This window comes from Zobellella denitrificans (assembly GCF_002407485.1).
Lineage (GTDB): Bacteria > Pseudomonadota > Gammaproteobacteria > Enterobacterales > Aeromonadaceae > Oceanimonas > Oceanimonas denitrificans.
This window is the reverse complement of the sequence record NZ_CP012621.1, coordinates 220,001-239,460: the sequence shown is the minus strand read 5'-3', so window position 1 is coordinate 239,460 and position 19,460 is coordinate 220,001. Positions and strand designations below refer to the sequence as shown.

14 protein-coding genes, 1 tRNA gene and 2 rRNA genes (1 of these 17 cut by a window edge) are annotated in these 19,460 nt (G+C 63.1%); 8 read left to right on the top strand and 9 right to left on the bottom strand.

All coding sequences use genetic code 11. The features are described from left to right. Nucleotides 1-24: 24 nt before the first annotated feature. Nucleotides 25-1,779 carry a trans-sulfuration enzyme family protein gene (locus AN401_RS01130; RefSeq protein WP_096778323.1) on the top strand — a complete coding sequence of 585 codons (1,755 nt, stop codon included), beginning with the start codon at nt 25-27 and terminating at the stop codon, nt 1,777-1,779. Here the strand turns inward: AN401_RS01130 and AN401_RS01125 are convergent. Next, complete coding sequence (locus AN401_RS01125; protein WP_198401784.1) at nt 1,774-2,403, bottom strand: LysE/ArgO family amino acid transporter; 630 nt, start codon at nt 2,401-2,403, stop codon at nt 1,774-1,776. The two genes, AN401_RS01130 and AN401_RS01125, sit on opposite strands and share 6 nt — an antisense overlap. A gap of 97 nt (nt 2,404-2,500) precedes the next feature. On the opposite strand from AN401_RS01125, the gene AN401_RS01120 reads away from it, so the two are divergent. Together AN401_RS01120 and AN401_RS01115 are read left to right on the top strand one after the other, a co-directional pair. Beyond that, entirely contained in the window at nt 2,501-3,424 is a 924-nt protein-coding gene (locus tag AN401_RS01120; RefSeq protein ID WP_094040015.1) for a LysR family transcriptional regulator ArgP, read from the top strand. Nucleotides 3,425-3,757: 333 nt separating this feature from the next. After that, the gene (locus AN401_RS01115) at nt 3,758-6,013 is read left to right on the top strand and encodes a zinc/cadmium/mercury/lead-transporting ATPase (protein WP_096778322.1); all 2,256 of its coding nucleotides are present in this window, start codon (nt 3,758-3,760) and stop codon (nt 6,011-6,013) included. A 62-nt stretch (nt 6,014-6,075) separates the two neighbouring features. Here AN401_RS01115 and metF read toward each other — a convergent pair whose 3' ends face one another. From metF to csiR, 3 genes are all read right to left on the bottom strand, one after another. After that, nucleotides 6,076-6,972: a methylenetetrahydrofolate reductase gene (metF, locus tag AN401_RS01110; protein WP_096778321.1), complete on the bottom strand. Its 897-nt coding sequence runs from the start codon at nt 6,970-6,972 to the stop codon at nt 6,076-6,078. A 34-nt stretch (nt 6,973-7,006) separates the two neighbouring features. Next, a complete protein-coding gene (gene metE / locus AN401_RS01105; RefSeq protein WP_096778320.1) occupies nt 7,007-9,295 on the bottom strand; it encodes a 5-methyltetrahydropteroyltriglutamate--homocysteine S-methyltransferase in 2,289 nt (762 codons plus the stop codon). Nucleotides 9,296-9,533: 238 nt separating this feature from the next. Next, nucleotides 9,534-10,223 carry a DNA-binding transcriptional regulator CsiR gene (csiR, locus tag AN401_RS01100; protein WP_094041000.1) on the bottom strand — a complete coding sequence of 230 codons (690 nt, stop codon included), beginning with the start codon at nt 10,221-10,223 and terminating at the stop codon, nt 9,534-9,536. Between the two features lie 164 nt (nt 10,224-10,387). Between csiR and glaH the strand changes: the two genes are divergently transcribed. Together glaH and lhgO are read left to right on the top strand one after the other, a co-directional pair. Then, nucleotides 10,388-11,356, top strand: coding sequence for a glutarate dioxygenase GlaH (gene glaH / locus AN401_RS01095; protein ID WP_094041001.1), 969 nt, complete (start codon nt 10,388-10,390; stop codon nt 11,354-11,356). A 109-nt stretch (nt 11,357-11,465) separates the two neighbouring features. Next, a complete protein-coding gene (lhgO, locus tag AN401_RS01090; RefSeq protein WP_096778319.1) occupies nt 11,466-12,677 on the top strand; it encodes an L-2-hydroxyglutarate oxidase in 1,212 nt (403 codons plus the stop codon). Nucleotides 12,678-12,762: 85 nt separating this feature from the next. Here the strand turns inward: lhgO and AN401_RS01085 are convergent, their stop codons facing one another. Then, complete coding sequence (locus tag AN401_RS01085) at nt 12,763-13,356, bottom strand: OmpW family outer membrane protein (RefSeq protein WP_096778318.1); 594 nt, start codon at nt 13,354-13,356, stop codon at nt 12,763-12,765. A gap of 242 nt (nt 13,357-13,598) precedes the next feature. On the opposite strand from AN401_RS01085, the gene rnk reads away from it, so the two are divergent. From rnk to AN401_RS01070, 3 genes are all read left to right on the top strand, one after another. Beyond that, complete coding sequence (gene rnk / locus AN401_RS01080; RefSeq protein WP_094041004.1) at nt 13,599-14,003, top strand: nucleoside diphosphate kinase regulator; 405 nt, start codon at nt 13,599-13,601, stop codon at nt 14,001-14,003. 121 nt (nt 14,004-14,124) lie between these two features. Continuing rightward, nucleotides 14,125-15,081, top strand: coding sequence for an AEC family transporter (locus AN401_RS01075; protein ID WP_096778317.1), 957 nt, complete (start codon nt 14,125-14,127; stop codon nt 15,079-15,081). Nucleotides 15,082-15,150: 69 nt separating this feature from the next. Continuing rightward, a complete protein-coding gene (locus AN401_RS01070; protein WP_096778316.1) occupies nt 15,151-16,050 on the top strand; it encodes a LysR family transcriptional regulator in 900 nt (299 codons plus the stop codon). Between the two features lies 1 nt (nt 16,051). Here AN401_RS01070 and AN401_RS01065 read toward each other — a convergent pair whose 3' ends face one another. The 4 genes from AN401_RS01065 to AN401_RS01050 form a co-directional block, all read right to left on the bottom strand. Next, complete coding sequence (locus AN401_RS01065) at nt 16,052-16,750, bottom strand: phosphatase PAP2 family protein (protein ID WP_096778315.1); 699 nt, start codon at nt 16,748-16,750, stop codon at nt 16,052-16,054. A gap of 248 nt (nt 16,751-16,998) precedes the next feature. Then, a tRNA-Asp gene (locus AN401_RS01060) sits at nt 16,999-17,075 on the bottom strand. Nucleotides 17,076-17,142: 67 nt separating this feature from the next. Then, nucleotides 17,143-17,257 (bottom strand): 5S ribosomal RNA (gene rrf / locus AN401_RS01055). Between the two features lie 124 nt (nt 17,258-17,381). Further along, nucleotides 17,382-19,460: ribosomal RNA gene (locus AN401_RS01050) — 23S ribosomal RNA — on the bottom strand (it continues 812 nt past the right edge of the window).

The window sequence follows — 19,460 nt, the reverse complement described above, 5'->3', positions numbered from 1 at the left end:
GCCAGCCCCCGTCAAGGAGCCCCCATGGCCGTCAACCCGGAACTCTCGCCTCGCCGCCACCAGCAGGCCGACAGCGAAGACGCCCTGATCCATGAGCAACTGCGCCACTTCGGCATCGATCCCGCCAGTCCCTTCGGCCAGCACCTGGCCGGGGCGGCGCTCAACCTCCATCGAACCAACCAGGACATCCACGCCCTCTGGCAGACGACCAGGGACAGCCTGGACAGCCTGCCGGCGGAGGAGCGCATCAGCCGCTTCAACGCCAAGAAGTTCCTCGCCTTCCAACTGGCCAAGGTGCTGGACAACCTGCAGGCACCCTTCCGCGCCCAGTGGCGTCAGCTCGGACTGACCCAGTCCGCGCGCCTGGCCAAGGGCGCCTATCCCCTGTTCGACCGGGTGCCCATGCTGTTCGGCGCCAACCCGCCCATAGTGCGCACCGCCACCTATGTCTACGCCTGCACCGAATGGATAGACGACGCCTTCCACGGCCGGGAGAGCACCCATCCCATCTACAGCCGCCTGCTCAACCCCACCGCCCTGGCCCTGGCTAATACCCTGGTGGAACTGGAGGCCGGCCCCGACAGCGCCGACTACCTGGCCCTGACCTTCAACTCCGGCATGGCGGCCATCGACGCCCTGCTCGGCACCCTGCTGGAGCGGGGCGACATCCTGCTGGCCAGCCGCAACCTCTACGGCGGCGTGCACCAACTGCTGCAGGACTACTACGCCCGGCCGGAGAAGCTCGGCATCCGACTGGAATGGTTCGACGGCACCGAGGCCCGGGACTTCCGCCAGGCCCTCGACCGGGTGCGGGCGGAGCACCGCGAGGCGCTGGCGGCGGGAGCCCGGCTGCGGCTCTATCTGGAATCCCCCTGCAACCCCCACGGCCTGGTGCTGGACGTGCCCGGTATCTGCCGCCTGGCCCATCAGGCCGGCGCCCTGGTGATGCTGGACGCCACCCTGGCCACGCCGGTGCTGTTCCGCCCTCTGCAGCAGGCGAAGCCGGCGGAGCGCCCCGACTTCGTGGTGCATTCCTGCACCAAGGACATGGCCGGCACCGGCAGCACCACCGCCGGCGCCGTCATCGGCCGCCAGCCGCTGATGTTTCTGCCCAAGGGCGAGCCGGGCTGGCAACACACCCTGTTCTGGCAGTGCTACTACGTCAAGGGCGCCTTCCTCGACGCGGACAAGGCCTACGAGGTGCTGACCGGGCTCAAGACCCTGGAACTGCGCATGCTGGCCAAGGGCATCAATACCCTGGTGTTGGCCCGCTTTCTCGCCTCCCACCCGGCTCTTCGGGTCAGCTCCCACGCCCTGGACCGGCACCCCAACGCCGCCCTGCGCCGGCGCCTGCTCCGGTATGGCCTGCCCTGCCCCCTGTTCACCTTCGATCTGGAAGGCGCCGGGCTGCCCCGGGACGCCTTCGTGCGCTTCTTCGACGCCCTGGAGCCGGCTTTCGGCCATATGGTGAGCCTGGGCCAGACCAACACCCTGGTGCTCTGCCCGGCCCTGACCTCCCACTCGGAGCTGGACGAACCCGCCCTGGCCGCCGCCGGTATCCACCCCACCAGCATCCGGGTGGCGGTAGGCATAGAGCCGGTGCGGGAGCTGATCGCCCACCTGGTACTGGCCGCCCGCCGCCACCTGGATCCGGTCAGCCCCGGCTTCAGCCAGGGCTTTATGGCCCCGGCCGAGGTGGACGCCCTGGTGGAGCAGCTCACCCTGGATATCCACCGGGCCCGGCTGGCGCAACAAACCCGGCTGGCGGAGCTGTTATAGCGGCGCCCCGGCGGCCATCAACCCCAGCGCCAGCTTGCCGGCCAGCAGCCACATCAGGGTGCCGATGGCGGCGTCCATCACCTTTTGCACCACAGGCCGGCCGAGCCAGGTGCTCATCCGCGCCGCCGCCAGCGCCAGGGTGAAGAACCAGATCAGCGAGGCGCTGATGCAGCCCAGGGCGAAGGCCCACTTGTGCTCCTCGGCGAAGCCTCCCCCCACCGAGCCCAGTATCATCACCGTCTCGATATAGACCTGGGGATTGAGCAGGGTCACCGCCAGCACCCCGACCAGCACCGCCCTCAGCCCCCGCTCCCGGCCATCCAGCGCCAGTGACTGCCCGTGCCGGAACACCCGGCGCCAGCAATGGGCACCGTAGAGCAGCAAAAAGGCCATGCCCGCCAGGCTGATGCCCCAGTACAGCAGGCCGTGGGCCTGCAGGGCGGCGCCGCCGCCGAACACGCCCAGGCTTATCAGCAGCACGTCGAACAGGCCGCAGATGGCCGCCACCAGCAGGTGGTGCTGGCGCCGGATGCCCTGATTGAGCACGAAGGCGTTCTGCGCGCCGATGGGAATGATAAGCCCCGCCCCCAGGGTGAAGCCTTGTATCCAGGGTAACCAGTACATGATCTCGCTCCGTTTCACTTTCTCGACTGGCGGCCAGACTAGAGCGCCCCTAGAATTAAGTAAAACTAATAAAAATTGAGCATGATAAGAAATTTTAATGAACACACTGGACTATAAACTGCTGGCCGCCCTCGACCAGGTGGTGAGCGAACAAAGCTTCGAGGGTGCCGCGCGCCAGCTGCACCTGACCCAGTCGGCGGTGTCCCAGCGCATCAAGCAGCTGGAGCAGCGCCTGGCCCAGCCCCTGCTGGTGCGCGGCCAGCCGCCCCGTCCCACCGAAGCGGGCCAGCGGCTGCTGGCCCACTACCGTCAGGTCAGCCAACTGGAAAGCGCCGTGATGGCGGATCTGCTGCCGGACGCGCCGCAAAAACCCCTGGGCGTGACCATCGCCACCAACGCCGACAGCCTGGCCACCTGGCTGATCCCGGCGCTCACCCCGCTGCTGCACAGCCACCCCATCGAGCTCAACCTGCTGATCGAGGACGAGTCCCGCACCCTGGAGCGGCTCAGGAACGGCGAGGCCTTCGGCGCCATCAGCATCAACGCCGAGCCCCTGCCCGGCTGCCGCTGCGATCCCCTGGGCCAGATGGACTACCTGCTGGTGGCCACCCCCGGCTTCCGGGCGCGCTACTTTGCCGACGGCCTGACCCAGGACACCCTGCGCCGGGCACCGGCGGTGGCCTTCGACCAGAGGGACGACATGCACGAGCGCTACATAACGCGGCACTTCGGCCTGCCCGCCGGCAGTTACCCCTGCCACGCGGTGCGCTCTTCCGAGGCCTTCGTGGCCATCGCCCGGGCCGGTGCCGCCTACTGCCTGATCCCCCGGCTGATGATCAGCGAGGATCTGGCGGCAGGCCGGTTGATCGAACTGCATCCCCAAGGCCATCTGATCCAGCCCCTGTACTGGCACCGCTGGCTGCTGGAGCGGGGGGTGCACAAGCTGCTGTCGCGCCGATTAGTCGACCACGCCCGCGCCGTGCTGCCGGCTATTGACTCTGGAGGTGACTCCAGGGTCTAAACTCCGGGTAAAAGCCCGGTGTTTTGTCTGCCAAGAGGGGCTGGCCACCGCCTAAGCCAACCGTCGATGGCAGGGGGCGCGAAGCGCCTAGCACCGCCGCCAGCATCGCGAAGCGATGATACGGTGGTTTCCCTTTATTGCCATCGCCGAGCATACAGGGGCGAGCTTGCTCGCTAGTCCCGAGCTTTTTGCCTGACCGAACTTCCGGGGGAAGTTCGCAGCAGGCAAGAAGTGAGGGCGACACTTTCTGCTGCGTGTTGGCGTGGCGGCGGCCTGCCCCGAGACGCCTTGACTGAACCGCATGACGGGTAAAGCCACCATCAGGAGATCACCATGGGACACTGCTGTCACCACCATCATTCCAAGGAAAATGCCGCCGGACATCGCCACGATGCGGGCTGCGCCCCCCGTAGCGAACCGGCCCCCTGCGGCGCGGTCCCGACCGCCGCCGAGACGGCACAAGGGCCGGACGGACCGCCGTCCGACGAGGAGGACGACAGGCGGGGCAGTCGCCACCACTGGCGCATCGCCGGCATGGACTGCCCCAGCTGCGCCGCCAAAATTGAAACCGCGGTGCGCCGCCTGCCCGGGGTACAGAGCGCCGAGGTGCGCTTTGCCACCGAGCGCCTGCAGGTGCGGCTCGCTCCGCCGAGCACCCCCGCCGAGGTGGAGCAGGCCATCATCGCCGCCGGCTTTACCCCCCTGACGGAGCCCCGCGCCCCCCTCCCGACCCCGACGCCCTGGTGGCGCAGCCAGCTGGACATCCTGACCCTGCTGGCGCTGATGCTGGCCGCGGCCCTGGCCGGCCTGTTGTCTCCCCCCCTGGGCCAGGCGCTCTTTACCCTGGCCACCCTCTGGGGGCTGGTGCCCATCGCCCGCCAAGCCTGGCGCCTGGCCCGCAGCGGCTCCCCCTTCTCCATCGAGACCCTGATGACGGTGGCCGCCACCGGCGCCCTCTTCCTCGGCGAGACCGCCGAAGCGGCCATGGTGCTGCTGCTGTTTATGGTGGGAGAAAAGCTGGAAAGCCTGGCCGCCAGCCGGGCCCGCAAGGGTGTCAAGGCGCTGATGGCCCTGGTGCCGGAACAGGCCCGGCGGCTCACCGCCGATGGCCCGGTGGAAGTGGGTGCCGCCGAACTGGTGCCGGGGGATCGCATCGAGGTGCACCCGGGCGGGCGGCTGCCGGCGGACGGCGAGCTGCTGACCCCGCTCGCCGCCTTCGACGAGAGTGCCGTCACCGGCGAGTCGCTGCCGGTGGAGCGCAAGGGGGGCGAACGGCTGGCCGCCGGCAGCCTGGTGGTGGACGTGCCGGTGCAATTGCGGGTGACCTCCGAACCGGGCGACAACACCGTGGATCGCATCCTGCACCTGATGGAGCAGGCCGAAGCCAACCGGGCGCCCATCGCCCGCTTTATCGAGCGTTTCAGCCGCTGGTATACCCCGGCCATGATGCTGGCCGCCCTGCTGGTGATACTGCTGCCGCCCCTGGCGTTCGGCGCCGACTGGCAGACCTGGATCTACCGGGGCCTGGCGCTGCTGCTGATCGGCTGCCCCTGCGCCCTGGTGATCAGCACGCCGGCGGCGGTCACCTCGGCCCTGGCCGCCGCCACCCGGCTGGGGGTGCTGATCAAGGGCGGCGCCGCCCTGGAGCAACTCGGCCGGATCGATACCCTGGCTTTCGACAAAACCGGTACCCTGACCCTTGGCCGACCGGCCCTGAGCGAACTGAAGGTCTATCCGCCCGCAGAGCACCGCCAGGCCCTGGCCCTGGCCGCCGGCCTGGAGGCGGGCTCCCACCATCCTCTGGCCAGGGCTCTGGTGGCCGCCGCCGAAGAGCGGGGACTGACGCCCGCCACCGTCGACGACAAACGCACCCTGGCCGGGGCCGGCATGCAAGGCCGCTGGCAAGACCAGGCGCTGCTGCTGTGCAGCCCCGCCCACCTGCCGGACGCCTGGCTTACCCCGGACCAGCGCCGGGAGCTGGCGCGGCTGCGGGCCGGCGGCCATACCCTGGTGGTACTGGCGCTGGGACAAAGCGTGCTGGCCCTGTTCGCCCTGAACGACCGGCTGCGGGACGATGCCGAAGACGGCATCGCCACCCTCAAGGCCCTGAATATCGACTGCCTGATGCTGACCGGGGATCACGACCAGGCGGCGGCGCGCATCGCCGGCCAGCTCGGTATCGGCTACCGGGCCGGACTCAGGCCCGAGGACAAGCTGGCGGAAGTGGAGCGGCTCGGCCGGACCCGCAGCCTCGCCATGGTGGGAGACGGCATCAACGACGCTCCGGCCCTGCGCCGGGCCAGCGTGGGCATCGCCATGGGCCAGGGCACCGACGTGGCGCTGGACAACGCCGACGTCGCCCTCAGCCACAACCGGCTGACCGGGCTGGCGGACGCCATCCGCCTGTCCCGCGCCACCCACGCCAACATCCGCCAGAACGTCACCCTGGCGCTGGGGCTCAAGGCCGTCTTTCTTGTCACCAGCCTGACCGGCCTCACCGGACTCTGGCTGGCGGTACTGGCCGATACCGGCGCCACCGCCCTGGTCACCCTCAACGCCCTGCGGCTGCTGAGGTTCCGGGGCGGCTGAACACAACCAACAAAAAGCCCCCGCAGGTCAGGCCTGCGGGGGCTTTGCTTATCAGCAGGGGATTACTTGGCCGCTTGGGGCCGCACGCCCAGGGTATGGCAGATGGCGTAGGTCAGCTCGGAACGGTTCAGGGTATAGAAGTGGAAATCCTTCACCCCTTCCCGGCTCAGCACCCGGACCTGATCGATGGCGATGCTGGCGCCCACCAGGTTACGGGTGTTCTGATCGTCCTCCAGTCCCTGGAAGCGCTGGTGCATCCAGCCCGGGATCTTGACGTTGGAGAAACCGGCAAACTTGATCAGGGTCTGGTAATTGGACACCGGCAGTATGCCCGGCACTATCTCCACGTCGATGCCGATGGTCACGCAGCGATCGCGAAAGCGCAGGTAGGACTCGACGTCGAAGAAAAACTGGGTGATGGCCCGGTTGGCGCCCGCATCGACCTTGCGCTTGAGGTTGAGCAGATCGGCCTGGGCGCTCTTGGCCTCCGGATGCACCTCGGGGTAGGCCGCCACCGAGATGTCGAAGTCGGCCTCTTCCTTCAGCAGGCTCACCAGATCAGCGGCGTACATGTCCGGCTTTTCCATGCCCTGGGGCAGGTCGCCGCGCAGCGCCACTATCTGGCGAATGCCGTTGTTCCAGTAGTCCCGGGCGATGCCGCGCAGTTCATCCCGGCTGGCGTCGATGCAGGTCAGGTGAGGGGCGGCCACCAGGCCGGTCTTGTCCTGGATGTCCTTGATCACCTTGTGGGTGCGATCCCGGGTGCCGGAGTTGGCGCCGTAGGTCACGGAGACAAACTTGGGCGCCAGCGTCTTCAACCGCTCGATGGAGTGCCACAGGGTCTGTTCCATCTGCTCGCTGTTGGGCGGAAAGAACTCGAATGACACATTGATATCGCCGTTCAGTTCGGCCAGCGATTGGTTGAGCGCCTCGACATGACGCGCGCTGTGAAAAGCCATGATTGTCTCCTGATTGCTTATTCAATAATGATAGTTATACCTGAGCCTTGGCGTAGGCGGCCCGCAGTTCTCGGGTGGCCACCACCATGTTGGCCAGGGCCGCGCGGGTTTCCTCCCAGTTGCGGGTCTTGAGACCACAGTCGGGGTTGACCCAGATGCGCTCCTTAGGCAGGCGCTCCACGGCTTTTTCGATCAGTTTGACCATCTCCGGCACCGAGGGGATCCGCGGTGAGTGAATGTCGTAAACCCCCGGGCCTATTTCGTTGGGATAGGCGAAGTCCCGGAACACATCCAAGAGTTCCATGTCGGAACGGGAGGTTTCGATGGTGATCACGTCCGCATCCAGGCGGGCGATGGACTCGATGATTTCGTTGAACTCAGAATAACACATATGGGTGTGGATCTGAGTAGTGTTCGCCACCACAGAGGCACTCAGGCGGAAGGCCTTTTCGGCCCAGGCCAGGTAGGCCGCCTGGGGAGCCTTGCGCAGTGGCATCAGCTCACGGAACGCCGGCTCGTCGATCTGGATAATGCCCACCCCGGCCGCTTCCAGGTCCGCCACCTCGTCGCGCAGGGCCAGGGCGATCTGGTAGGCGGAATTGAGGTCGCTCTCGTCTTCCCGCGGGAAGGACCAGGACAAAATGGTCACCGGGCCGGTGAGCATGCCCTTGACCGGCTTGTCGGTCAGGCTCTGGGCGTACCGGGTCCAGCTCACGGTCATCGGCTTGGCGCGCCAGACGTCGCCGAAGATGATGGGCGGCTTGACGCAGCGGGAGCCGTAACTCTGTACCCAGCCGAAGCGGGTGAGGGCAAAGCCTTCCAGCAGCTCGCCAAAATACTCCACCATGTCGTTGCGCTCGGCCTCGCCGTGCACGAACACATCCAGCCCCAGGGCTTGCTGCTCGTCGATGGCCTGGCGGATATGCTGCTGGATGCCTTCTTCGTAGGCCTGCTCATCGAGGCTGCCCGCCTTGTGATCCCCGCGCAGGGCGCGGATCTCGGCGGTCTGGGGGAAGGAGCCGATGGTGGTGGTGGGGAACAGCGGCAGTCGCAGCCTGGCCGCCTGCGCCCGGGCCCGCTCCGCATAGGGCGCGCCGCGCCGGTCGTCGCCGGCCTTGATGGCCGCCACCCGCGCCTTGACCGCCTCGTTGTGGATGCGCCTGGAGGTCTGGCGTGATGCCACTCTGGCATCGGAGGCGGCCAGCTCGGCGGCGATGGCCGTTTCACCCTGGTTGATGCCCCGGGTCAGGATGATCACTTCCTGCACCTTCTGGGCGGCGAAGGCCAGCCAGGATGTCAGCTCCTGATCGAGCTGGTCTTCCGAGTCCAGATCCACCGGCGAATGCAGCAGCGAGCAGGAGGGCGCTATCCACAGCTTGTCACCGTAGCGCTCGGCCAGGGGCTTGAGCTTGTTCAGCGAGGCGCGCAGATCGTTGGCCCAGATGTTGCGGCCGTTGACGATACCCACCGACAGCACCCTGTCTCGGGGCCAGGCGGCGGCGATGGTGTCGAGGCTGTCGCCCAGCACCGCGTCCACGTGCAGGCCGGCCACCGGCAGTCGGCTTACCAGCGCCAGGTTGTCGGCCAGGGGGGCGAAGTAGGTGGTCAGCAGCAGCTTGAGCGGAGCCTGGGCCAGTTCGGCGTAGGCCTGGGTCACCGCCCGTTGCCACTCGGGGGCCAGATCCAGCACCAGCAGCGGCTCGTCGATTTGCAGCCATTCCACACCCTGGGTGGCCAGTGTGGCCAGGATTTGCCGGTAGGCGTCCAGCAGTCGGGGCAGCAGGGTCAGCCGGTCGAACTCCTCGCCCTTGACCTTGGCCAGGTACAGCCAGGTCACCGGCCCCAGCAACACCGGCTTGACGGCAACGCCCTGCTCCCTGGCTTCCTGCACTTCATCGAACAGCTTGGTGCTGGCCAGGCGGAAGGCCTGATCGGCGGTGATTTCCGGTACCAGGTAGTGGTAGTTGGTGTCGAACCACTTGGTCATCTCGCTGGCGAAGGTGTCTTCACCGGTCGGCGCCCGGCCACGGGCCACGCGGAAATAGGTATCCAGGCTTACCGGCTCATCCGCCGGTTGGTTGAAACGCGCCGGGATCACCCCCAGCAGGGCACTGGTGTCCAGCACATGGTCGTAGAAGGAAAAATCGCCCACCGGCTGCAGATCCAGGCCCTGCTGGTACTGGCGTGCCGCCTTGCGGGTCTGCCGGGCAATGATGTCGAGTTCGCCGGCGTCGGACTGCCCTTTCCAGTAGGACTCGAGGGCGAACTTCAGCTGGCGTCGGGTACCGATGCGGGGAAACCCCAGGTTGTGTGACAAAGCCATTATTGTTATCTCCGTGCTCTCTTCGGCTATAAAGACGTTTAGACGTCCGAATGGCTTTATATTTACACTGCTGAACTTCTGGGAGCAAGGACTTCTTTTAAAAAAGTGATAAGCACTACTTTGTTAGCACTAAAAAGCATATATGGAAGAGGAGGACTCTTTTGAGGGGGATTTATGACTAAAGAAAGAATGGGAGAAGAAAGGAAAGGCGGGACCGGGCAGCCCGATCCCGAAAAACTCAGCGCACGCCCTGTTCGGCCAACACCTGGGTGATGATGGAGATGGGGCTGTGCAGATGCTCGCGCATCATGGCCACGGCCTGGGGATTGCGCGCCAGTATGGCTTCGAGCAGGGCCTGGTGTTCCCGTTGTTTTTCCGCCAGCGCCTGCTCGCTGAACACGGTGCGTTTCAGCCACAGGTAGCGATAACGGGCCGCCTGATCCATCAGGGTCTGGCGCACCACCAGCAACTGGGGTGAACGGCAGCCGGCGGCCACGGCGTTGTGAAAGGCCTGGTGGCGGCTGTCCCACTGGCTTAGCTGCTCCTCCACCGATTCGAGGTGGGTCACCTTGGCCAGGGCATGATGGGCCGCCACCACCCCCGCCTCCCAGAGATCGTCGCCCCGGGCCATGGCCAGTTCCACCACCAGTCCCTCGAGCTGGGCCCGGGCGTCGTAGATGTCTTTCAGTTCCGCCACCGACATGGGGCTGACCCGAAAGCCGCGCTGGCTCTCGGCGGTGACCAATCGCTCCGACACCAGTTGCGACAGCGCCTCCCGCAACGGGCTCACGCCCAGGCCGTAACGGTTCTTGAGGGTGCTCATCAGCAGTTTCTCACCAGGGCCGAAGTGACCGCGGATGATGTCCTGCTTCAATTGCTGGTAGGCCGTCCGCGCCAGGTTCTCCCGGGGTGCATCGAGGTTGTTCATGCTCTGTTCCTGCATAGTTTCGTCCCGCCATTATAACGAAATTGCAACGGCGATCATAAAATCAACATCATTTATTGACAAAAATCAAAAATGTCGACATTTTAAATATACAGCGACATTACGCCGCTTTGACCTACACCACGTGAAATAACAAGGAAGCCATCATGTCCAACGTTGCCACCGCCGATTTCGTGAATCACAAATACCAGGGCTTCAGCCTGGCCCCTTCCGCCCAGTCCGAGCGCCTGCTGGAACTGCGCTTCGATGCGCAGACCGTCAAGGCCTTCCTCGACGCCACCGCCGAATGGCCGGTACAGGCGCTGGAATACAAGTCCTTCCTGCGTTTTCGGGTCGCCCAGATCCTCAACGAGCTGTGCGGCCAGGCGCTGCAGCCCCTGCTGGTCAACACCCTGGTGGATCGCGACACCGGTGCCCTGCTGATCACCCCGGAAGGGCTGGACAAGGTTGCGCAGGCGGAAGACATGGTCAAGTTCACCACCGCCGTGGCCCACCTGTTCGGCCGCTCCAACTACGACGCCATGAGCGGCCAGTACTACGCCCGCTTCGTGGTGCAGAACCAGGACAACTCCGACAGCTACCTGCGCCAGGCCCACCGGGTGATGGAACTGCACAACGACGGTACCTTCGTCGAGCAGGACACCGACTACGTGCTGATGCTGAAAATCGACGAGCAGAACATGGAAGGCGGCAACTCCCTGCTGCTGCACCTGGACGACTGGGAGCACCTGGAGCATTTCTACGCCGACCCCATGGCCCGCCGGGTGATGCGCTGGGCCGCGCCGCCCAGCAAGAACACCACCAAGGACGTGTACCACGCGGTGTTCGACACCGACCGCAGTGGCCAGCCGATCATGGCCTACATCGACCAGTTCGTGCAGCCCAAGAACTACGAGGAAGGCGTCTGGCTGGCGGATCTGTCCGAGGCCCTGGAAACCAGCGCCCGCAAGCTGTCGGTGCGGGTGCCCACCGGCTCCTTCCTGCTGATCAACAACCACTTCTGGCTGCACGGCCGCGACAAGTTCATCGCCCATGAAGGCCTGCGCCGGGAGCTGATGCGCCAACGCGGTTACTTCACCCATGCCAAGACCCTGAAAAACCCGACCCAGGGCTAAAGACTTTGACAGGGTGCCGCCGGGCGCGGCACCTTGTAGCACAACCATAATTAAAGGTGCCGGGGCCTGCCCCGGCTTTCGCCTCTCTAACATACAGGTGAACAGAGCAGTGTTTGATTTCATCATCATCGGCGGCGGCATCGTCGGCATGTCGACCGCCTGGCAGCTGAAAAAGACCTATCCGGACAGCAAGATGCTGCTGCTGGAGAAGGAATCCGGCCCGGCCCGGCACCAGACCGGCCACAACAGCGGCGTGATCCACGCCGGCGTCTACTACACCCCGGGCAGCCTCAAGGCCAGGTTCTGCCTGGAAGGCAATATTGCCACCAAGGCGTTTTGCCAGGAGCACGCCATTCCCTATGACGAGTGCGGCAAGCTGCTGGTGGCCACCAACGAACTGGAAATGGAGCGGATGAAGGCGTTGTGGGACAGGAGCGAGGCCAATGGCCTGGAGCGCTACTGGCTCAATGCCGACGAGCTGAAGGAACGCGAACCCAATATCACCGGCCTGGGCGGCATCTTCGTGCCCTCCAGCGGCATCGTCAGCTACAAGCAGGTGACCGCCGCCATGGGCCGGGAATTCGAGCGCCTGGGCGGGGAGATCCGCTACCACGCCGAGGTGACCGGACTGAAGGAAGAGGTCTCCCAAGTGGTGGTGCAGACCGGCCAGGGCGAGTTCCAGGGCAAGTACCTGGTGTCCTGCTCCGGGCTGATGGCGGATCGGGTGGTGCGCATGCTGGGCATCGAGCCCGAGTTCAAGATCTGCCCCTTCCGTGGTGAATACTACCTGCTCAAGCCCGAGCACAACCAGATAGTGAACCACCTGATCTACCCGATTCCGGATCCGAACATGCCCTTCCTCGGGGTACACCTGACCCGGATGATCGACGGCACCGTGACCGTGGGCCCCAATGCGGTGCTGGCGTTCAAGCGGGAAGGCTACAACAAGAGCGATATCTCGCTGAAAGACACCCTGGAGATGTTCACCTACCCGGGCATCCTCAAGGTGTTGATGAAGAACCTGAAGCCGGGCCTGGTGGAAATGAAGAACTCGCTCAACAAGGCCGGCTACCTGGAGCTGGTACGCAAGTACTGCCCCAGCCTGCAGGTGGGCGATCTGCTACCCTACCCGGCCGGCATCCGCGCCCAGGCGGTGTCGAAGGACGGCCGCCTGGTGGACGACTTCCTGTTCGTCAACACCAAGCGCACCATCAACGTCTGCAACGCCCCCTCACCGGCGGCCACCTCCGCCATTCCCATCGGCGGCTATATCGTCGACAAGGTGAAGGAGCAGGTGACACTGCCCGCCGCCATTGCCTGATCTTTTCCGACCATAAAAAAGGGCAGACTTGGTCTGCCCAAACACTGCCGAGGTTTAAAACCTCTCAACCCACATTGCAAATCGACTAGAAACGGTAACCCAGGCCCACCATCAGGCCGACCGGATCGATATTGGCCTTGTCCACATGATTGCCATTAACGGACACATCGGTGTCAATATCCATGTACCAGATGGAACCGTTGACGAACCAGTTGTCGTTGATCTTCATATCCAGGCCAGCCTGGGCCGCCAGGCCCCAGGAATCGTCGGCTTTAACATCGGCGCCATCAAGATCCCCACGGCCCTTTTCATCAAAGAAGAAGGTGTAATTGATGCCGGCGCCCACATAGGGCCGCACCTTGCTCTGGGCATTGCCGAAATAGTATTGGGCCATCAGGGTCGGCGGCAGATGCTTGACCTTGGCTACCTCACTCCCACCCATTTCTACACTGTGGGAGAACGGCGTAGCCGCCAGTAGTTCCACCGCCCAGTTATCGGTGATCATATAGGACAGGGTCAAACCAAGCTGGGTGTTGGAGTCCACATTAAAAGTATCACCAGAGTCAGTGGTGGGACTGACGGCCATCGCACCACCCCGTACCAGAATATCGCCGGCCTGATGGGCATGGGCGACAGGGACCATTAACGCAGCGGCAACCAGCAGGGAAAGTTTTTTCATGCTCTGTCCTTATTTCTTTTGAGGTATGTAGGATATCTGGCGGGCAGTTTGCCCCACAAAGCGCAGGGCTTTTTTGATTTAACGCAAAGTCACCCCGAAAATTAACCCCAGGGTGGCAATTCCATGCCATTCCCCACAAATTGCTAACCACAAGGCTGGCTTAAGTCGCCGGCTTGGGGTATATCTTAGGCATCGGTTCAGGCAGCGCTTTCGGCGTTGCCTGCTTTTTTATGGAGGTTGATATGGCCCAGTTGCCGCCTATTACTATTTCCACCCTGGATCTGGCCCGGCTTGAAGCCCTGCTCGAAAACCAGCCCGACTCTCCCGCCATCCGGCGGCTGGAGGACGAGCTGGACCGCGCCCGGGTCGTGGCGCCGAGCGACATGCCGGACAATATCGTCACCATGAACTCGACCATCAGGTTCACCATGGCCGGTGACGAAACCTTCACCAAGACCCTGTGCTATCCCCGCGACATGGACGGCGCCAAGGACAAGATCTCGGTACTGGCCCCCATCGGCAGCGCCCTGCTGGGGTTGGCCGTCGGCCAGAGCATCGAGTGGCCCGGCCCCAACGGCAAGATGCTGCAGGTCACCATCACCGCCGTCGATTACCAGCCGGAGCGGGCGGGCGATTATCAGTCATAAATGGAAAAAGGCGCATCGTTGCGCCTTTTTCCATTTATGACTGTCGCCGGCACCAAGAGCTATTGCCCTGCACCTCCGCTCGCGGCATGCTTGAGTCCCCCTGCCTTTTATTTCGATCTCCATGAACGAGCTTATCAACAGCCTGTTGTTTTCCCTTTCCATTACCGGCCCCATCTGCCTGATGCTGCTGCTCGGCATCGCCCTGCGCCGCACCCAGATGATGAACGAAGGCTTTATCGACGGCGCCAGTAAGCTGGTGTTCAATGTCGCCCTGCCCATGCTGCTGTTCACCAGCATCGCCCAAACCGACTTCAGCCAGATGGCGAGCCCGTCGCTTATCCTCTACGGCATCGGCGCCACCCTGGTGGCCTTTATGCTGCTGGAGCTGCTGGCCCGCCGCCTGACCTCCAACCAACGGCTGCGCGGCATACTGGTGCAGGGCGCCTTTCGCGCCAACATGGGCATTATCGGCCTGGCCTATGTCAACAATGCCTACGGCTCCCAGGGAGTGGCATCCGTCGCCATGTACGTGGCCTGCCTCACCATCCTCTTCAACATACTGGCGGTGGTTACCCTGAACCGCAGCCTGAACCAGGGCCAGGGCCTGCAGCTGGGGAAAATCCTCAAGGGCATTGCCCAGAATCCGCTGATCATCGGCATAGTCGCGGCCCTGCCCTTCGCCGCCAGCGACTGGCAGGTGCCGGCCGTGCTGATGAAGACCGGCCATTACCTGGCCCAGATGACACTGCCGGTGGCGCTGCTCTGCACCGGGGCCACCCTGAGCCTGAAACGGGGCCAGGAGGAAACCGGCCTGGTCCCTCCCGTCGCCCTGCTGCGGCTACTGGCCATTCCCGGCCTGATCACCCTGGGCGGTTACCTGGTGGGCTTTCGCGGAGCCGAACTGACCATGCTGTTCCTGATCAACGCCTCGCCCACCGCCGCCGCCAGCTATGTGATGGTGCGCGCCATGGGCGGCAACGCCGTGCTGGCGGCCAATATCATCGCCGTCACCACGCTCGGCTCCCTGGTCAGCACCAGCCTGGGCGCCGCCCTGCTGAAGGGGCTGGGCTGGTTTTAGCGGCGGATGGGTGCAACCGCCAGGCGGCTGCGTTATTGTGGACGCATCTCAATTGCCTGATAACGAGTTATGTCTAGAGAAAAAGCCCTGACCCTGGAGGCCCTGCGGGTGCTGGATGCCATCGAGCGCCGGGGCAGTTTCGCCGCCGCCGCCGACGAGCTGGGCAAGGTCCCCTCCGCCCTCAGTTACACCATCCAGAAGCTGGAAGACGAGCTGGATCTGGCGCTGTTCGATCGCTCCGGTCACAAGACCCAGTTCACCCCGGTAGGCCGGCTGCTGCTGGAGCGCGGCCGCCAGTTGCTGCACGCCGCCACCCAACTGGTGGAGGATGCCCGGGCCCTGGAGCGGGGCTGGGAAACCCGCATTACCCTGGCCGTGGACGCCATCATGCCCAGCGAGCGGCTGTTCCCGGTGCTGGACGCCCTTTCCCGCCAGACCGAGACCGACATCAAACTGGCCCACGAGGTACTGGCCGGCACCTGGGAAGCCCTGGAGACCGGACGCGCCGATCTGGCCATTACCCCCCTGCGCGAAGACGCGGTGATGAGTCCCGGCATCAAGACCCAGTTTCTCTACCAGGAAACCTTCGTCTATGTGGCCCATCCGGATCACCCCATTCATCAGGAAACCGGTCCACTGACCGAGGAAGTGCTCAGCCGCTACCGGGCCATCGCCGTGGCCGACACCGCCCGTTTCAAACCACCGCTGACCTTCCGCCTGTTCGACAAGCAGTCGCGGCTGACCGTCAGCACCATGCAGGACAAGATCACCGCGGTAAAGGCCGGGCTCGGGATCTCGTCCGTCCCCCTGTCCTGGCTGGGCGACATGCTGGAAAGGGGCGAGTTGAAGGAAGTCTCGACCAGTTGCCGGGAAACCACGGACGTGGTGCTGGCCTGGCGGCGGGATGCCATGGGCAAGGCCAAGAGCTGGCTTATTCGCCAGATCCCGGCCCTGTTTCAACAGCAGTAGTTCAGGCGCGCTTGAGGCGGGGGAGTTGTCGGTCCAGCCAGGCGATGGCCGCATCCATCAGGCCGGTCTGCAGCAGCCAGGCCAGGCCGAAGGCCGCCACCGCCAAGGCACCGACATAGATGTCGGTCCACCAGTGGGCACCGCCCATCACCCTGGGGGCGGAAAACACCACCACGAACAGGCAGCCCCAGAGGCCCGCCTTCCAGGACAGATAGCGCCAGACAAAGGCGGTGTAGATCATCAGCATCAAGCCATGATCACCGGGAAAACTGTCGCCGGAAGAGTCCTTGGTCTTGAAGCCGGCCAGCTCGGTCAGCCGGTGAATGTTGTCGAAAGTCAGGGTCGGGCTGGGCCTGTCGACGGGGATGGCTCGACCCAACTGGTTCAGCCCCACGGCGGTCAACAACATCAGCAAACCGATGATCAGCAGTTGTCGCCGCTGCTCGACACCGGCCCCGCGATAATAGCTGTAATACACCAGTCCCATGGCCAGCAGGGCGACGCCATCGAATGCCCTGTTATTGGCAACGGCCACGACATTGACCCAGGCCTGACTTTCGCCCAGCTTGTCATTGAAATAATAAAAAACCGCACTGTCGATATGGAACCAGAAACCATGACCCGGCAACCAGTACCAGCTGGCGAAAACAGCCACTGCAAGCAGGTTCCACAGGATCAGTTTATTGAATTGAATCGGCATAAGCCCCCCTTGTAATAAGGCAGGCATTGTACGGAATTTTATAATACCTGTGCACAGCCTTAGTGCTGATCGAGGCAAACTTCGTCGGAAAACAAAAAAGCCCTGACCAAGTGGTCAGGGCTTTGAAGTGATGGCAGAGCGGCAAAGGCACCGCCTTTGCAGCGAAGGCGCAGCGCGCCGACATCATCCAGCCGTCCGGCGCAGCCAATACGAAAAAACCCCAGCATTCCTGCTGGGGTTTTGAGTGATGGCGGAGCGGACGGGGCTCGAACCCGCGACCCCCGGCGTGACAGGCCGGTATTCTAACCAACTGAACTACCGCTCCGCAAAAGCGGTTTGTAGCGTCCACTTCAGTGGACCGGTCGAATCTCATCGACGCTACAAATTTGGGTGCCTGGCAGTGACCTACTTTCACATGGCAGCTGCCACACTATCATCGGCGCGGGTGCGTTTCACTTCTGAGTTCGGCATGGGGTCAGGTGGGACCACAACGCTATCGCCGCCAGGCATAAACTTTCAATCCGGAAAAGCGACCGCCAGGGAGGGCGGACATGCAGAACATGCAGGAGCAATGTTCTGCCTGATGAATTCGTTCTCGATACTGCAAGGTCTCACACTTCTTGGGTGTTGTATGGTTAAGCCGCACGGGTCATTAGTACAGGTTAGCTGCACGTATCGCTACGCTTCCACACCCTGCCTATCTACGTCCTAGTCTCGGACGGCCCTTCAGGAGGTTCTAGACCTCTGGGATGACTCATCTCGGGGCTCGCTTCCCGCTTAGATGCTTTCAGCGGTTATCGATTCCGAACTTAGCTACCGGGCAGTGCCATTGGCATGACAACCCGAACACCAGCGGTTCGTTCACTCCGGTCCTCTCGTACTAGGAGCAACCCCCCTCAATCATCCAACGCCCACGGCAGATAGGGACCGAACTGTCTCACGACGTTCTGAACCCAGCTCGCGTACCACTTTAAATGGCGAACAGCCATACCCTTGGGACCGACTTCAGCCCCAGGATGTGATGAGCCGACATCGAGGTGCCAAACACCGCCGTCGATATGAACTCTTGGGCGGTATCAGCCTGTTATCCCCGGAGTACCTTTTATCCGTTGAGCGATGGCCCTTCCATTCAGAACCACCGGATCACTATGACCTGCTTTCGCACCTGCTCGACCTGTCCGTCTCGCAGTTAAGCTGGCTTATGCCATTGCACTAACCGTACGATGTCCGACCGTACTTAGCCAACCTTCGTGCTCCTCCGTTACGCTTTGGGAGGAGACCGCCCCAGTCAAACTACCCACCAGGCACTGTCCGCAACCCCGATCAGGGGCCTACGTTAGAACATCAAACATACAAGGGTGGTATTTCAAGGTCGGCTCCACGGCAACTGGCGTCACCGCTTCTCAGCCTCCCACCTATCCTACACATGTAGGGTCAATGTTCAGTGCCAAGCTATAGTAAAGGTTCACGGGGTCTTTCCGTCTAGCCGCGGGTACACCGCATCTTCACGGCGATTTCAATTTCACTGAGTCTCGGGTGGAGACAGCGTGGCCATGGTTACACCATTCGTGCAGGTCGGAACTTACCCGACAAGGAATTTCGCTACCTTAGGACCGTTATAGTTACGGCCGCCGTTTACCGGGGCTTCGATCAAGAGCTTCACCTTGCGGCTAACCCCATCAATTAACCTTCCGGCACCGGGCAGGTGTCACACCGTATACGTCCTCTTACGAGTTTGCACAGTGCTGTGTTTTTGATAAACAGTCCCAGCCACCTGGTCACTGCGACTGGCTCAGGCTCCATCCGCAAGGGACTTCACCCGCTCCAGCGTACCTTCTCCCGAAGTTACGGTACTATTTTGCCTAGTTCCTTCACCCGAGTTCTCTCAAGCGCCTTGGTATTCTCTACCCGACCACCTGTGTCGGTTTGGGGTACGGTTCACACACATCTGAAGCTTAGAGGCTTTTCCTGGAAGCCGGGCATCAATGACTTCGTCACCGTGGTGACTTCGTCTCGGGTCTCAGTGTTATGCGTCCGGATTTGCCTAAACGCACCACCTACACCCTTTCACCAGGACTACCAACGCCTGGCCCATCTAGCCTTCTCCGTCCCCCCATCGCAATGTGTGTCAGTACGGGAATATTAACCCGTTTCCCATCGACTACGGCTTTCGCCCTCGCCTTAGGGGCCGACTCACCCTGCCCCGATTAACGTTGGACAGGAACCCTTGGTCTTCCGGCGAGGAGGTTTTTCACCCCCTTTATCGTTACTCATGTCAGCATTCGCACTTCTGATATCTCCAGCATGCCTCACGACACACCTTCGCAGACTTACAGAACGCTCCCCTACCACTCAGAATAAATTCTGAATCCGCGGCTTCGGTGCCTGGTTTAGCCCCGTTACATCTTCCGCGCAGGCCGACTCGACCAGTGAGCTATTACGCTTTCTTTAAATGATGGCTGCTTCTAAGCCAACATCCTGGCTGTCTGAGCCTTCCCACCTCGTTTCCCACTTAACCAGAACTTGGGGACCTTAGCCGGCGGTCTGGGTTGTTTCCCTCTTCACGACGGACGTTAGCACCCGCCGTGTGTCTCCCGGATAGTACTTACTGGTATTCGGAGTTTGCATGGGGTTGGTAAGTCGGGATGACCCCCTAGCCCAAACAGTGCTCTACCCCCAGTAGTATAAGTCCGAGGCGCTACCTAAATAG

What these genes read in the sequence shown, in the direction of transcription:
- AN401_RS01130 (WP_096778323.1), top strand. Translation starts at nt 25, where the DNA reads ATGGCCGTCAACCCGGAACTCTCGCCTCGCCGCCACCAGCAGGCCGAC.
- AN401_RS01125 (WP_198401784.1), bottom strand. Translation starts at nt 2,403, where the DNA reads ATGTACTGGTTACCCTGGATACAAGGCTTCACCCTGGGGGCGGGGCTT.
- AN401_RS01120 (WP_094040015.1), top strand. Translation starts at nt 2,501, where the DNA reads ATGAACACACTGGACTATAAACTGCTGGCCGCCCTCGACCAGGTGGTG.
- AN401_RS01115 (WP_096778322.1), top strand. Translation starts at nt 3,758, where the DNA reads ATGGGACACTGCTGTCACCACCATCATTCCAAGGAAAATGCCGCCGGA.
- metF (WP_096778321.1), bottom strand. Translation starts at nt 6,972, where the DNA reads ATGGCTTTTCACAGCGCGCGTCATGTCGAGGCGCTCAACCAATCGCTG.
- metE (WP_096778320.1), bottom strand. Translation starts at nt 9,295, where the DNA reads ATGGCTTTGTCACACAACCTGGGGTTTCCCCGCATCGGTACCCGACGC.
- csiR (WP_094041000.1), bottom strand. Translation starts at nt 10,223, where the DNA reads ATGAACAACCTCGATGCACCCCGGGAGAACCTGGCGCGGACGGCCTAC.
- glaH (WP_094041001.1), top strand. Translation starts at nt 10,388, where the DNA reads ATGTCCAACGTTGCCACCGCCGATTTCGTGAATCACAAATACCAGGGC.
- AN401_RS01085 (WP_096778318.1), bottom strand. Translation starts at nt 13,356, where the DNA reads ATGAAAAAACTTTCCCTGCTGGTTGCCGCTGCGTTAATGGTCCCTGTC.
- rnk (WP_094041004.1), top strand. Translation starts at nt 13,599, where the DNA reads ATGGCCCAGTTGCCGCCTATTACTATTTCCACCCTGGATCTGGCCCGG.
- AN401_RS01075 (WP_096778317.1), top strand. Translation starts at nt 14,125, where the DNA reads ATGAACGAGCTTATCAACAGCCTGTTGTTTTCCCTTTCCATTACCGGC.
- AN401_RS01070 (WP_096778316.1), top strand. Translation starts at nt 15,151, where the DNA reads ATGTCTAGAGAAAAAGCCCTGACCCTGGAGGCCCTGCGGGTGCTGGAT.
- AN401_RS01065 (WP_096778315.1), bottom strand. Translation starts at nt 16,750, where the DNA reads ATGCCGATTCAATTCAATAAACTGATCCTGTGGAACCTGCTTGCAGTG.